Source organism: Paenibacillus sp. S28 (assembly GCF_016624415.1).
Lineage (GTDB): Bacteria > Bacillota > Bacilli > Paenibacillales > Paenibacillaceae > Paenibacillus_AQ > Paenibacillus_AQ favisporus.
In genome coordinates, this window is sequence record NZ_JACVTM010000001.1 from 705,732 (window position 1) to 719,430 (window position 13,699).

The 13,699-nt window shown below is 51.7% G+C and carries 10 protein-coding genes; 6 read left to right on the forward strand and 4 right to left on the reverse strand.

What is annotated here, in order from left to right; translation table 11 throughout:
• Positions 1 to 239 precede the first annotated feature (239 nt).
• Complete coding sequence (locus IAE55_RS03085) at positions 240 to 1,751, forward strand: glycoside hydrolase family 43 protein (RefSeq protein ID WP_200630899.1); 1,512 nt, start codon at positions 240 to 242, stop codon at positions 1,749 to 1,751.
• Positions 1,752 to 1,768: 17 nt separating this feature from the next.
• Here IAE55_RS03085 and IAE55_RS03090 read toward each other — a convergent pair whose 3' ends face one another.
• Positions 1,769 to 2,638 (reverse strand): AraC family transcriptional regulator, encoded by an 870-nt coding sequence (locus IAE55_RS03090; RefSeq protein ID WP_200630900.1) that lies wholly within the window; start codon positions 2,636 to 2,638, stop codon positions 1,769 to 1,771.
• A 266-nt stretch (positions 2,639 to 2,904) separates the two neighbouring features.
• On the opposite strand from IAE55_RS03090, the gene IAE55_RS03095 reads away from it, so the two are divergent.
• A complete protein-coding gene (locus tag IAE55_RS03095; RefSeq protein WP_200630901.1) occupies positions 2,905 to 4,611 on the forward strand; it encodes an ABC transporter substrate-binding protein in 1,707 nt (568 codons plus the stop codon).
• A gap of 87 nt (positions 4,612 to 4,698) precedes the next feature.
• Here IAE55_RS03095 and IAE55_RS03100 read toward each other — a convergent pair whose 3' ends face one another.
• A complete protein-coding gene (locus IAE55_RS03100) occupies positions 4,699 to 5,406 on the reverse strand; it encodes a DNA alkylation repair protein (protein ID WP_145157378.1) in 708 nt (235 codons plus the stop codon).
• 35 nt (positions 5,407 to 5,441) lie between these two features.
• Entirely contained in the window at positions 5,442 to 6,851 is a 1,410-nt protein-coding gene (rlmD, locus tag IAE55_RS03105) for a 23S rRNA (uracil(1939)-C(5))-methyltransferase RlmD (protein WP_145157667.1), read from the reverse strand.
• 259 nt (positions 6,852 to 7,110) lie between these two features.
• Here rlmD and IAE55_RS03110 point away from each other — a divergent pair, with 259 nt between their 5' ends.
• Together IAE55_RS03110 and IAE55_RS03115 are read left to right on the forward strand one after the other, a co-directional pair.
• Positions 7,111 to 7,965 carry a stalk domain-containing protein gene (locus IAE55_RS03110; RefSeq protein WP_145157379.1) on the forward strand — a complete coding sequence of 285 codons (855 nt, stop codon included), beginning with the start codon at positions 7,111 to 7,113 and terminating at the stop codon, positions 7,963 to 7,965.
• 175 nt (positions 7,966 to 8,140) lie between these two features.
• The gene (locus tag IAE55_RS03115) at positions 8,141 to 11,053 is read left to right on the forward strand and encodes a glycoside hydrolase family 3 protein (protein ID WP_200630902.1); all 2,913 of its coding nucleotides are present in this window, start codon (positions 8,141 to 8,143) and stop codon (positions 11,051 to 11,053) included.
• Between the two features lie 493 nt (positions 11,054 to 11,546).
• Here IAE55_RS03115 and IAE55_RS03120 read toward each other — a convergent pair whose 3' ends face one another.
• On the reverse strand, positions 11,547 to 12,458 hold the full coding sequence (locus IAE55_RS03120) for an AraC family transcriptional regulator (RefSeq protein ID WP_145157381.1): 912 nt from the start codon (positions 12,456 to 12,458) through the stop codon (positions 11,547 to 11,549).
• A gap of 283 nt (positions 12,459 to 12,741) precedes the next feature.
• Between IAE55_RS03120 and IAE55_RS03125 the strand changes: the two genes are divergently transcribed.
• Together IAE55_RS03125 and IAE55_RS03130 are read left to right on the forward strand one after the other, a co-directional pair.
• The gene (locus IAE55_RS03125) at positions 12,742 to 13,137 is read left to right on the forward strand and encodes a VOC family protein (protein ID WP_200630903.1); all 396 of its coding nucleotides are present in this window, start codon (positions 12,742 to 12,744) and stop codon (positions 13,135 to 13,137) included.
• 103 nt (positions 13,138 to 13,240) lie between these two features.
• Positions 13,241 to 13,642, forward strand: a complete 402-nt coding sequence (locus IAE55_RS03130) for an NUDIX domain-containing protein (RefSeq protein ID WP_234489251.1) — start codon at positions 13,241 to 13,243, stop codon at positions 13,640 to 13,642.
• The last annotated feature ends 57 nt before the right edge of the window (positions 13,643 to 13,699 follow it).

Here is a 13,699-nt window from a genome sequence, read left to right on the forward strand (position 1 = left end):
CAGAGTGCGGGCTTTTTTGTGTTGGGCTGCACGAATCCGGATTGATGGCTGGGTGTCAAATGTGCTATATCTTGTAGCTTGAATGTCTAGATCATGCTATTTTCCTGACTTGATCATCAAGGTTTGACTTAAGGCAACCGTTTAGAATATGGGACAGAGCCGATTGAACCAGAACAATGTGGCGTAACCGCTCTCATAGATTCAAGTGTGGAATCATCACGATTAGGAGCTGAGTATCGATGCAGTATACCAACCCCGTCATTCCCGGGTTTCATCCGGATCCCAGCATCTGCCGGGTCGGTGAAGATTATTATCTGGTCACCAGCACATTCGAGTATTTTCCAGGGGTGCCGATTTTTCACAGCAAAGATTTGGTGCATTGGCGGCAAATCGGGCATTGCCTGACGAACGAGCAGCAGCTGCCGCTGGCGGGTGCAGGCAGTTCAGGTGGCATTTACGCGCCAACCCTTCGCTACCATGACGGTATGTTTTATATGACAACGACCAATGTTAGCGGGATCGGGAATTTTTATGTGACCAGTGTTGAAGCAGCCGGGCCTTGGTCCGATCCGATACCCGTTGCGCAGGGCGGAATCGATCCATCTTTGTTTTTCGATGAGGACGGCCGTGTGTATTTCCAGTCGACCCGAATGGGAGACGAGGGAGACGGGATTTATCAATGCGAAATCGATAAGGAATCCGGTGAGATGCTCACAGAAAGCCGCTTGATCTGGCAAGGAACCGGAGGGTCGCATCCCGAGGCGCCGCATCTCTATAAAATAGGGGAGTATTATTACTTGATGATCGCCGAAGGCGGAACGGAGTTCGGACATATGGTGACGATCGCCAGAAGCAACGATCCCTATGGACCTTATGATTCTTGCCCGCATAATCCGATTCTGTCGAACCGGAGCCTGAAGAGCACCATCCACGCGACAGGTCATGCCGATCTGGTACAAGCTCATGATGGAAGCTGGTGGGCGGTTTGTTTGGGGATCCGGCCACCTTCCTATCCGATGCGCCACCACCTGGGCCGGGAAGTGATGCTTGCGCCGGTAACCTGGACGACGGACGGTTGGCCGGTCATCGGAGCAGGCGGACACATCGAACCCATTATGGACTCGCCGAATTTGCCTGCCGTCCGCTGGGACGAGAAGCCGGTAAGGGATGACTTTGACGGCACGCAGCTTCAGTTGGAGTGGACCTTTTTGCGTAATCCCGTTCCCGGGAGCTGGTCTTTGGAGCGACGACCCGGGCACCTGGAACTTCGTGGAAATCGGACGACACTGTCAGACACCGGCTCTCCGGCATTTGTAGGACGCCGTCTGTGCCATTTTACCTGCAATATTTCGGCAGCCATGGAATATGAACCAGCCGGCGACGGGGAAGAAGCCGGATTAACCGTTTATATGAATGATAAGTATCACTATGATGTTGCCGTTACGTCAAACAATGGAGTCAAGAAGTTACGGCTTCGGCGCACCGTCGGTTCCTTATGTGTGGAGAAGGAACATGCATGTCCGGCAGGGCCGCTGGAGTTGAAGATCGAGGTACAGCCTGACAAGTTCGTGTTTTATTACGGGCAGCCGGGAGCAGATCTGACGGAAATCGGCTGGGGGGAGACCCACCTGCTTTCCACGGAAGTGGCCGGGGGATTCACCGGGGTATTCGTGGCGATGTACGCGGTATCTGCCTATGAGGAGCCCGCTCCTGCGTCGTTCGATTGGTTCGAGTACGATCCGGCAGGCTGACGCCAGTGCTTATCCCGTTATGGCTGCACGCTTTTCCGGAATGCTTTGGGCGTCATGCCGTAAGTTTTTCTAAACTGGCGTGTCAAATAATTGCTGTCGTTATAGCCGCATTCATATGAGATTTCGGTGATCGAAAGGTTCGTCTGCTTGAGCAGGATGCATGCCCGTTCCAGGCGAAGCCGCTGAAGATACGCCATCGGCGACGTCTGATAATATGCCCGAAAGATCCGGTTCAGGTGCCGTACGGAAATCCGGGACTTATCCGCGATTTCTTCCAGGGTCACCGGTTCGAGGTAGTGGTCTTCGATATAGGATACTGAATTTGCCAAATGCATCAGATTGCTCTCGACGCCCTGATCCTGGTGCTCATACAGCCTGGACAAGTATACGGCAAGCTCCATAAACCGTGACGCCAGCATCGTTTGGTAACCTTGGTGCCGATGGTGGTATTCGTCAATCATATCGGAAATAACCGAAGCCACATGTTCGAGATTGGACAGCGGAATATTGAGTTTACTTTCATAAGGATGCAGGTGACGATAAAGCGGTTCCAAAATAAAAAGCGCCTGAAATCCTTGAGACGCCCTTAAATCCGGGCCGGCATATTTCAGCATATCGGGTTTGAACATGATGTTGCAAATTTTAAAATCGTACGGATCCTTGTAGGCATGCTGCGTGGCGCCATTAATAACAAACACGTTGCCTTTTTTGATAAAAGAAGCCTCGTTGTTGACGATATGCGTAGCATGTCCGTTCAGTACGATCACCAGCTCGCAAAAGTCGATGTGCTTATGCAGCTGCATGTCTTCGTCATGATCTCCATACTGGATGAAAAACGGAAACTGCTCGTCGGTCGTAAACCAGTTTAAATACACGTTGATGCTCATGGAGAATCCCACCCGAAAAAGTATGGTTTGATGTCTATATCATCCTATAACCGCGACTTAAAAATCAAGGTTTGCCAGCAGATTACGAATTACAATGGCTATTAACCAAACCGGAAATCGGTAAAGGAGGGATGTTTTTCGAGGATATTTCCGAAAACGTTTTTACTTCACGCACATACGGAAGGATAACCGGGAGAGCTAAATCAACTATGCTAAACCCAAAAATGCAAACGCATTCTTAACAGAAATAAGGGGGAACGATGAATATGACAGGTACAGTTGGGAAAAAATTCGGGCTGCTTCTTCTTGCCGGCATGCTGTTCATTTCGGCAGGGTGCAGCAGTTCAGGGGATGGCAAGCCAGCCGGTTCGGCCGGCAGCACGCAGGATTCCAAATCAGACGATACGAGCCCGATCACATTTTCGTTTTTTGGGGCGGACGCGAGCTCGAACTGGAACAAAATGCAGGATGAGGTTGGCCAAGAAATCACCAAAAGGACAGGGGTGACCCTGGATGCGGAATTCGCCGTATCCGGCGCGGGAGCGGATAAAATATCGCTTATGGCGGCGAGCGGTGATTACCCGGATCTGATTTACGGCAAAGGCGATGTCGACAAATTGGTGGAAGCCGGGGCCATGATCGACCTGACCGATTTGATCGACAAGTATGCACCCAATCTGAAAAAGGTATACGGCAAGTATATGAACCGCCTGCCATACAGCAACGACGACAAATCTATCTATGTCATACCAAGTAACGCGGCTGTTGATCAGCAGGACTTTGACGCCGGCAGCGGCTTTGAAATCCAAAATGCGGTGCTGAAGGAGCTGGGTTACCCGAAAGTCAGAACCGTCAAGGATTTTGAAAACGTTCTCCAGCAGTACAAAGATAAGCATCCTACAATTGACGGCAAGCCGACCATTCCGTTAACTTTGGACGCCGATGACTGGAGAATCATGATCACGGTTACGAACCCCGCAGTGTATGCTACCGGACTCAAGGACGATGGTGAATACTACATTAATCCGGACACCTTTGAAGCCAAGCTGCACTATAAGCGGCCGGAGGAAAAGGAATACTTCCGCTGGCTGAACCATATGTACAATGTGGGGCTTCTGGATAAAGAAACGTTTGTCCAAAAGAGCGATCAGTATAAGTCCAAAATCGCCAGCGGCCGCGTCCTCGGTCTGATTGACGCCAAATGGGGATATGCGGAAGCCGAGAATGCCCTGAAGTCCAGCGGGAAGGCGGAACGCACCTACGCCCATTTTCCGGTGACTATGTCGGAAGAGTACAAGGATCATAACTTCCAGGATACCGGATTTATGTCCGGCTGGGGCGTTGGCATTACGACCGCATGCAAAGATCCTGTACGGGCGATCAAGTTCCTCGACTTCCTTGCATCGGACGAAGGACAGGTCCTGATCAATTGGGGGATTGAAGGCAAGCACTATAATGTGGTGGATGGCAAACGGGTCATTCCCCAAGAAGTGCTGGATAAGAAAGTGAATGATAACGCCAACTTTACGAAAACCACCGGTGTTGGCTTGTACGGAAACATGTCGGCTCACTACGGTGACGGTGTCAAGGACGCCACAGGAAACTACTACACGACGAATTTTCCGGAACAAATTATCGCCTCATATACCAAGCCGGAAAAGGAAACGCTTGAGGCATACGGAGCAACCACCTGGAAAGACCTGTTCCCATCGAGCAAGGAATTTCCGGTCAAGCCGTGGGGTGCTGCCTGGAATATTGCAGCTCCGCAGGACGGTAATTATAACGTGATTTATCAGAAAACGCAGGATATTATCCGCAAACGGATTCCGGAAGCTGTGTTGGCGAAACCGGAGAAGTTCGATGCGATCTTTGACGGTATGCTGAAGGAGCTCGACGACGCGGGTGCTGTGGAGATGGAAAAGCAATACACAGAGCTGGTCAAAGCGAGGGTGGAGCTGTGGAGCGGTAAATAAACGCCGCACGCCAAAAGAAGATGCACGAAGGAGCTTCATGCTTCCTCGGTGCATCTTCTTTTCTTTTAATAGATTACATATCTGCAATTAACATCTTACATATTTGCGTTTAAAACCAAGCTGCTGCTTGTCCACCGCTTTTTGAATGTTTCCAGAAGCATTTAGGATGCTGCTTTTTTTATGATCGCGTTTCATTTCTACCGGACCGACTGCTTTTGCAGTCTCGACCGCTTTATCATGAAGCGGCAGATAGGATACGGCAACCGTGTATATAAAATTGTTCATCGCCGATTTTGTGCGTTCCGGAGCTTCGTGGATTGTCTTTGTCACCAATGCCAGCATATCCGCGAGTTTGCTTTCGTCAAATTGAGTGTCCGGCCGGCTGCCTAGAAGCCAGCAATAACAGCTCCAGCCCGCCGACATTTTCAGCTCCTCACCACTTGCGATCCATTGATCGGCGACTTGTTGCGCAATATCGGTTTCCGCCAAGGTTACCGCCACCACGTAATCGGACAGCATATAAAAATAGGCCCCCTGAATCCAACGCTCAAAATCCGATTCGGTCATCGCTTTCGGATCGGCAATGATGCCGGCAAAGTACATGGCGTCATAATTTCCTGTGGCGAACAGCTGCTCAGCCAACGATTGATCGATTTTGATCTTCTTGGCCATGGGTTTCATGGCACCTGTCGCTACGCCAAAAAGCGGTTCGTGTGCTCCATTGGACATATACTGCTTCTTGAGCCGTTCCTTGCCGAGAGCTTCGAGCTCCTGCATGACCTGTTCAAAATCCATGCTTTGACACCGCCTTCTTCAAATTGTTGCCGTATTTATTTTCCGCTTTTGCCGTTCCAAACGAACAGCGAACAGCACTCCACATGGCTCGTCTGAGGAAACATGTCCACGGGCTGGGCCCACTGGAGCTCATAACCGCCGTCGATGAGCACCTTGCTGTCCTTGGCCAACGTGGAAGGGTTACAGGATACATACACGAAACGGTTGGGCTTCGTTTTCAGAACGGTTTCCAGGAAGCGACGGTCCAGTCCGGTTCGCGGCGGGTCGGCGACGATGACGTCCGGGCGAAGTCCCGCTTTGACCCATCGCGGGAGCAGATCCTCCGCTTCGCCTACATGGAAGCTGGCGTTATGACGGCCGTTGCGCTCGGCATTCCGCTTGGCATCCTCTACAGCTTCCGCGATCGTCTCGATCCCACGGACTTCCTTGGCGTGCGGGGCCAGCCAGAGTCCGATCGTGCCGGTGCCGCAGTAAGCATCAATGACCGTCTCGCGGCCGGTCAGACCGGCGGCTGCCCGGACCGATTCGTACAGCTTCACGGTCTGCTGCGGATTGAGCTGAAAGAACGCTCGCGGCGATAGGGAGAATTCCAAATCGCTCAAGGATTCCTGCATGGAATCGGCCCCCCATATGGTGATGGTCCGGTCTCCGAAGATCAGCGAGGTCCGCTTCGGGTTGACGTTCAGGGCGATTCCTGCCAATCCATCGATAGACAATCTGAGCAGACGGATGAGATCGTCCTGACGCGGAAGGCTGCTGTTTGCGCAAACCAACGTCACCTGCAGCTGGTCGGATTGAAAGCCATGACGCACCACGATCGTACGCACGCCTTCTTTACTGCCGTTTTCTTTGGCCAGCGGGATGCGAAGTTCTTCCAGCACGGATTTCACTTTCTCCACGGCTTCATTCACCTTTGGATGCTGGATCGGGCAGCCGCTGATATCTACGATGCTGTGGCTGTCGGCTTCATACAGCCCAGCTATGATTTCGCCGTTTCGGCGTTCTACTTGCAGCTGGGCTTTGTTGCGGTATCCCCAAGGGTGGTCCATGCCCAGGATCGGCTTCAGCTTGAGCTGGTCGATACCGGCATACCGGTTGAACGCTTCGCGGACAATGTCCGTTTTGGCCTGCAGCTGTCCTTCATACGAGATATGCTGAATCTGGCAGCCGCCGCATACGCCGAAAACCGGGCAGGGAGGTTCAATCCGGTGGGGAGATCGTTTCTCCACCTCTGTAAGCTGCGCTTTGATAAACTTAGGCTGCACTTCGGTTACCTCGGCCTTGACGACTTCACCGGACAGCGCTCCGTCGATAAAAACCGCCTTCCGCCGATAATAACCTACGCCCTCACCGTTAATACCCAAACGTTTGATGGTCACGACGATGCGGTCGCCGGTCCGAAGCTCATCGGCATGATCGCGCGTAGAGCCAGGCGTCCGCTTCATCGGCTCATTTTTACGGAAGCCTTTGCGAGCAGCTGCATCCTTTCGATATAAATGAGTCCCGGCTTGGGACTGTCGTTTGTTATTGGGATGTTTTCGTTCATTCATCTTCGTTCTACACTCCATTGCTTGTTCTTCGTTTCACTATACCACGCGGCCAGGTAGGAATGCCATGTTCCGCCGCCGGGTGCTGCATTTTTCGTGACATTTCCTGTTGGGCAGCGTTTATATCTTAAAAAGCAGCAGAGGGGACCTGTTTCATATGAAAAAGCTGAAATTATTATTATGGATGACGATGGCCACAACGGGATTAGAAATGATGGGATTTGTGATGAATGAATCTGCACAAGCCTCAGCAGCCCCACCGTCGGTAGCAGTTCAAAATGCAGAATGGAACCAAGGACATGTCCTCGTCCCGGTCCGGCCTCTAATCGAACCGTTGGGAGCCCGCCTAGAATGGTTTCCTACAGAAAAGGAATTGGTTATCCGCAAAAACGATCTTACCATTCGGCTGGCTGCAAATTTCAAGCGGGCCATCGTGGACACCCCATCAAGAGGAGAATTTCCTGATTATCCGGACCTGCCGCATCGCGAGTATGCCGATATGGGAGCTCCCGTCCAAGTGTTGAATGGGAGTGTCTATGTCCCATTAAAATTTGTCGCAGCAGCACTGGGAGCTACAGTTGAGTGGGATGGGCCGTCCAAGCTTGCCACGGCGATTCTGGAAGGAATCCGGATCCAAATTAAACCGTCACCATCCCCTGTTTCTATGCCGGGTACCCAAAAACTGACCTCCGCCCGCATGAAGTTGTTGTCGGACAAATTAAACGAAGCCCAAAATCTGGACGCTAAATACGTGAGCGCACACTACAAATCCTATTTTACCGAACGCTTCATCCGTACGCTGATTCATGATCAAGGGCTGCAGGCAGCCGGCCGCTATAAAGATCCGATAACCCTGCCCGAATATACTGGCAAAACTGCAGCCACGTTTACACAATCAGCTCCCTTAGGGAACGGGCTGACGGGAGAGGATCAATACATTGAGGATCGGACCGTTACGCTCATCTGGACAGGAGGGGCTTGGAAGGTGGAGCGCGTCGACATCCGCATATGAACATTAACGACGGGGTTTGCCGAATACTCACCAATGAAATAGGAACATACGAATCTTTCCTCATCGTGATCAAACGGAAAGTCTTTCTATGAATTCTATATGAAAACGCCTCTAATTATCCGGGTATCTCCTGAAACCGATATGGCTTAAAATACGCCTGAAGGAGATGATAACGATGCCAGCACAGACCGACTATCCATTTCAGAATACATCCTTACCTTTAGAAGAACGAGTGAGAGACCTGGTCTCCCGATTTACACTGGAAGAAAAAGTGGAGCTGATGGTTCAATATCAAGCTGCCGTCGAGCGGCTCGGTGTGAAAGCGTATAAACACGGAACGGAAGCAGCCCACGGCATGGCGTGGCTGGGAGAAGCGACCGGATTTCCGCAGCCGATCGGCCTTGGCTGTACGTGGGACACGGAACTCATGAAACGAATCGGCAGCGTCATCGGTGACGAGGCCAGAGGGTTCTACCGCCGCAATCCCGAAGTGAACGGATTGACCCTGTGGGCTCCGACCGTCGATTTGGAACGCGACCCGCGCTGGGGCAGAACGGAAGAAGCCTACGGAGAAGACCCGATCCTGACCGGGAAACTGGCCTCCGCGCTCATTCAGGGCATTCAAGGTGATCATCCCGTATACTTGAAAGCGGTTGCCACTTTGAAGCACTTTATTGCGAATAATAACGAAGTTGGCCGGGGTGACGCTTCGGTCAGCATTGATCCGCGCAACATGCGGGAATATTATTTGAAAGCGTTTGAGATTCCGTTCAAGGAAGGCGGCGCCCAGTCCATGATGACGGCTTACAACGCGATCAACGGCGTGCCGGCGAACCTGAGTCCTGACGTCAAAGCCATCGTCAAGGACGAGTGGGGCATGGACGGTTTTGTTGTAAGCGATGCCTTCGACGTGACTGGTACCGTCCGCGATCATGGATACCTGGATACGTATAAGGAGGCCGTCGCCCGCTCCGTTAAAGAAGGTGGGATTGACAGCATCACGGACGATTCGGCTGTGATCAAGGATGCGCTGCGTGAAGCACTGAGTGAGGGACTGCTGGCTGAGAGCGATCTTGACGCCGCACTGACGAATACCTTCCGCGTCCGCTTCCGGCTCGGCGAATTCGATCCTGAAGAGGGCAACCCGTATGCTGCGATCGACGAATCCGTAATCCTGCGGCCAGAGCATGCGGAGCTGTCCCGGGAAGCCGCCCGTAAGGCAATGGTACTGCTGAAGAATGACCGTGGGCTTCTCCCGCTCAATGCAGACAAGCTGAACAAAGTGGCCGTGATCGGGCCGCTCGCCGGAATTGTGTACCGGGATTGGTACAGCGGCTCGCTCCCTTATGCCGTCACGCCGCTCCAGGGCATCCAAGAGAAGCTTTCCGGGGCAGGAACGAACGGCAAGACAAGTTACAGCGGGGGAACGGACCGCATTCGGCTGAAATCCAAAAAGACGGGGCGGTATGTGCGAATTCAGGCCGGAGAAGAGGCCGCGCTGGCTGCAACGACCGAAAATGCTTTGGATGCGTCTGTGTTTGAAATGACGGATTGGGGCTGGGGAAGCCACACCTTGATCTCTGAAGACAATGGCCGCTACCTGACAACAGACGATAAGATCGTTAAAGCGTCGTCCGAACAAATTTGGGAGTGGTTCACCAAAGAAGTCTTCCTCATCCATCCTGCCGAACATGAGCAAGGATGCGTAACCTTCTCAACATGGAACGGTACACCGGTGACGGTGCATGCCGAATCAGGTCAGCTGCTGGTTGGCGACGGCCAAGCCGCGGAAACAGCGAATGAGATCAACGTTGCAGGTGCTGCCGAGGTATCCGATGAGGATGCCCCGATCGTCCATGCCGATCTGTTCGAGCTGGAAATCGTCACGGACAAGCCTCAGACTGCCAAAGAAGCAGCAGCGGAAGCGGACCTGGCGGTCGTGTTCGTCGGTAATCATCCGCTGATTAACGGCAAGGAGACGATCGACCGTCCGGACATTACGCTTCCGGAATCGCAGGAGAAGCTGATTCAGGAGGTTTATGCAGCCAATCCGAACACGGTGGTCGTCGTCGTCGGCAGTTACCCGTACGCGCTAAACTGGGTGGACGCGAATGTACCGTCCGTCCTGTACACGTCTCATGCCGGCCAGGAACTGGGTCATGCTTTGGTAGACGTGCTGTTCGGGGACACCAACCCGGCGGGACGACTGAATATGACGTGGTACAATTCCGTCGACCAGCTGCCGGAATTTATGGACTATGATGTCATTAAGCACGGCAGAACGTACCAATACTTCGAGGGCGAGGCTCTGTATCCGTTTGGACACGGCTTGTCCTACACCAGCTTCCGGTACGATGGGCTGCAGCTTGCGAAGGAAAAGCTTACGGTAGGCACGGATCAAACGGTTCGTCTGACATGCAGGGTAACCAACATTGGTAAAGTGGCAGGGGAGGAAGTGGTGCAGCTGTACGGCCGGGCAAATCAGTCCCGCGTCAAGCGTCCGCGCAAGCAGCTGCTTGGATTCCGCAGAGTGATGCTTCAGCCGGGCGAGACGGCCGATGTGTCCTTTGAAGTTCCGCTTGATCAGTTGGCGATCTGGGATGTCACCCGCGAGCGCTACTGCATCGAGACCGGCACCTATATGATGATGGCCGGCGCTTCTTCGGAGAACCTGCCGCTGACAGCCGAGCTGGTTGTAGACGGGGAGACCATTCCGCCGCGTGACCTCACGCAATCAACGAAAGCCATCAATTACGACGATTACGAAGGCGTTCTGATTGGTGAGTGTACGGAAGGCGGCAGCGCCGTGGTCGTGAAGGATCAATCCGGATGGATCGTTTTCCGTGATGCCAAGTTCGAGAACGGTGCGGATACGCTGCGAATCCGGGCGGCCGGAGCGGCGGATGCCGTCGTTGAAGTGCGGCTGGATCATCCTGAAGGGCTGCCTGTGGGGCGGATCACTCTGACTTCAGGCGACTTACAGAAATGGCAGGATTATTCCTGCAAGCTTAGCGGAATACACGGAAGTCAGAATGTGTATTTTATTTTGAAAGGGAACCTGGCAATTAGCCAATTCCAATTCGCTTAAGTCCGAAACGGAAAGCAAAATATAGCTATTGACCCATGCACCCGCCTGCATTAAAGGCGGGTGCATTTAGGTTTCATGCAGGCTTGTAGCTAGCAAGAAAATATGAGCATTATGTTTATTAGATTAATCATTAATCATATTAAATAAATGATGTTCCCTAAGTAATCCAGACAGCATGTTGAATCATGTCGTCTCGTCCCACAACTTTCCCTCAAAGTTACTTACACGGCTCAGGACTGGCATCATCGGCTAGTGGACTGCTGGCTGGACTGGATCCTGGATGCCCCATCCACCAAGAAAGAACATGAGCATGAGCATGTGTGTTGTACGATTTTTCACCGAATCGGGAAGTTACGCACCAGCGGACAAATCCTTAACATGATTAATTAAATTTGGTCATCATGAAGAGAACAAGCCCCAATCTCACCGAGATCGGGGCTTGCTGTTCTTGTGGCGCAGCTTGTATTTCACCTATGGAAATGAGGGAACCCCCTTACTGGATAGAGGCTTGCTTCAAATCACTTTTAGGCGGCAGACCATACAATCGGGCATACTCGCGGCTGAATTGGGAAGGACTTTCATAACCAACCTGGAAAGCGGCATCGGCTGCCCCCATTTTTTCACTGATCATGAGATGTCTCGCTTCCTGGAGTCGGATCCGTTTCTGATATTGCAGCGGGCTCAGAGCCGTGACCTGTTTGAAATGTTTATGAAAAGACGACGCGGCCATATTTACTTCCTTGGCCAGTTCCTCGACGCGAAGCGGCTTGGAATAATCACGATGGATGAGCTGAATGGCCTTCGCAATGGCGTGCGCCTGGCTGCCGATCACCGCAAACTGCTTGACCAAATGGCCTTGCTCGCCCTGCAGAACGCGGAATAGAATCTCCCGTGTAATCAAGGGAGCCAGGATAGGGATTTCGGCAGGTTGGTCGAACAGTTTTACCAGCCTCAGCAGGGCATCAAGCAGTTGCGAATTCGTATTGCCGACAAATATGCCGCTTCCCGGCTCCGATTCTTCAGGCCAGGCCAGATCCGTATGCTGCAATATATCCAGAATTTGATCCGGTGTAAACTCCAGGTGAAGCCCAATGAACGGAACCTCAGGCGAGGCTTCGGTGATCTCACTTTTGATCGGGAGATGAACGGATGTCACGAGGTACGTGGTCGGATTGTAATGGTAAATCTCTTGACCAAGCGCTGCGGATTTGGCGCCCTGGACAATGAAGCATAAAGAAGGCGCGTACATGCTATGAATAGGTTCGGACGTCGCCGTGGCCCGCATCATGTGCAGCGACGGGATCTCTGTTATATGTAATCCATCCGTCTGCAACAGCTGGTTTAACCGCCCGGATAATTCAGACAAATAGGGTTCGAGTCCGTTGGGTTGCATTTCTCGATCCATTTTCAGTACGCCTCCTTGTTCAAACATACGGTAAGAATAACAAAGGAGCCGACATCAGGCAAGAATGGATGGAGTGAGTTGTTCTGAGTCTGAGATGCTTCAGATCATTTTCCTGAATCATCCTAGGAACCTCCTTTTACGGATATAGAAGCCGATTCATTCCGTCAACTTCTTCTTTTTTTCTGTTATGCGAAAATGTTAACATGGAGAAGGTCGAAGGAAAAATATAAAAAATGTTCAGGACAAATGAGCTTTTTCATATACCAACGAGGAGTGAACGTTCATGCAGAAAAAGATAGGTCATGTTACGCTGCTGGTTAAAAATTTTGACGAAGCGATTGAATTTTACACAGAAAAGGCAGGGTTCGTTCTGTTAACGGACAACCATTTCGGGAACGGCATGAGATGGGTCACCGTAGCTCCGTCGAAGGAGGCGCAAACCGCCATCGTATTTGTGGTGGCAGACACGGAGGCTAAGCAGGACAGGGTTGGAACCCAAGCAGCGAACCACGTATTCCTCGTCGTCCAAACCGATGACTTCTATCGCGATTACGAACAAATGAAGGCAAACGGAGTTCATTTTCTCAGTGAACCGAAAGAGGTCCCATGGGGCATTGAGGCGGTCTTCGAGGATCTCTACGGAAATCGGCTGGACCTTGTCCAACATAACGGATTTTAAAGACTGATCCATACCACATAGAAATCTAAGAATCGTGAGGTTAGCATGAAGCCAATTTAGAAACTCTGCGAAAGCGATCATCATTCAGCAAGGCAAATTGTTATTGACCAAAAACAAAGATAACGACGGTTTTTTCTACCTATTCCCAGGCGGCGGCCAAGAGCACGGAGAAGTACTGAAAGAGACCCTCAAGAGGGAATGCATCGAAGAACTTGGAGTACAAGTTGAGGTGCAGGACCTTGTTTACGTGCGCGAGTACATCGGGAAAAATCATGAGTTCGCAGCATGGGATCATGACGTTCATCAAGTGGAGTTTTATTTTGTCTGCTCGCTTGCGCAGGAAGCGCCGACGCGGATGAATGGAACCCAGCCCGACCCGGATCAGATCGGCGTAGAATGGGTGGATATTCGTCAACTCGATCACATCAGGCTGTATCCGAAAGCGCTTGGACATCAATTAGTGAATAATGAAATGAACGTACGGTATCTCGGTGATGTGAATTAAGTGACAGAGTGAATAACCGCAGGTCATTTATACGAATCTTTGGGGTTTCTGAAAGTT

Excerpts from the sequence above, each read along its gene's own strand:
- IAE55_RS03085 (WP_200630899.1), top strand. The coding sequence starts at position 240 with ATGCAGTATACCAACCCCGTCATTCCCGGGTTTCATCCGGATCCCAGC.
- IAE55_RS03090 (WP_200630900.1), bottom strand. The coding sequence starts at position 2,638 with ATGAGCATCAACGTGTATTTAAACTGGTTTACGACCGACGAGCAGTTT.
- IAE55_RS03095 (WP_200630901.1), top strand. The coding sequence starts at position 2,905 with ATGACAGGTACAGTTGGGAAAAAATTCGGGCTGCTTCTTCTTGCCGGC.
- IAE55_RS03100 (WP_145157378.1), bottom strand. The coding sequence starts at position 5,406 with ATGGATTTTGAACAGGTCATGCAGGAGCTCGAAGCTCTCGGCAAGGAA.
- rlmD (WP_145157667.1), bottom strand. The coding sequence starts at position 6,851 with ATGAAGCGGACGCCTGGCTCTACGCGCGATCATGCCGATGAGCTTCGG.
- IAE55_RS03110 (WP_145157379.1), top strand. The coding sequence starts at position 7,111 with ATGAAAAAGCTGAAATTATTATTATGGATGACGATGGCCACAACGGGA.
- IAE55_RS03115 (WP_200630902.1), top strand. The coding sequence starts at position 8,141 with ATGCCAGCACAGACCGACTATCCATTTCAGAATACATCCTTACCTTTA.
- IAE55_RS03120 (WP_145157381.1), bottom strand. The coding sequence starts at position 12,458 with ATGGATCGAGAAATGCAACCCAACGGACTCGAACCCTATTTGTCTGAA.
- IAE55_RS03125 (WP_200630903.1), top strand. The coding sequence starts at position 12,742 with ATGCAGAAAAAGATAGGTCATGTTACGCTGCTGGTTAAAAATTTTGAC.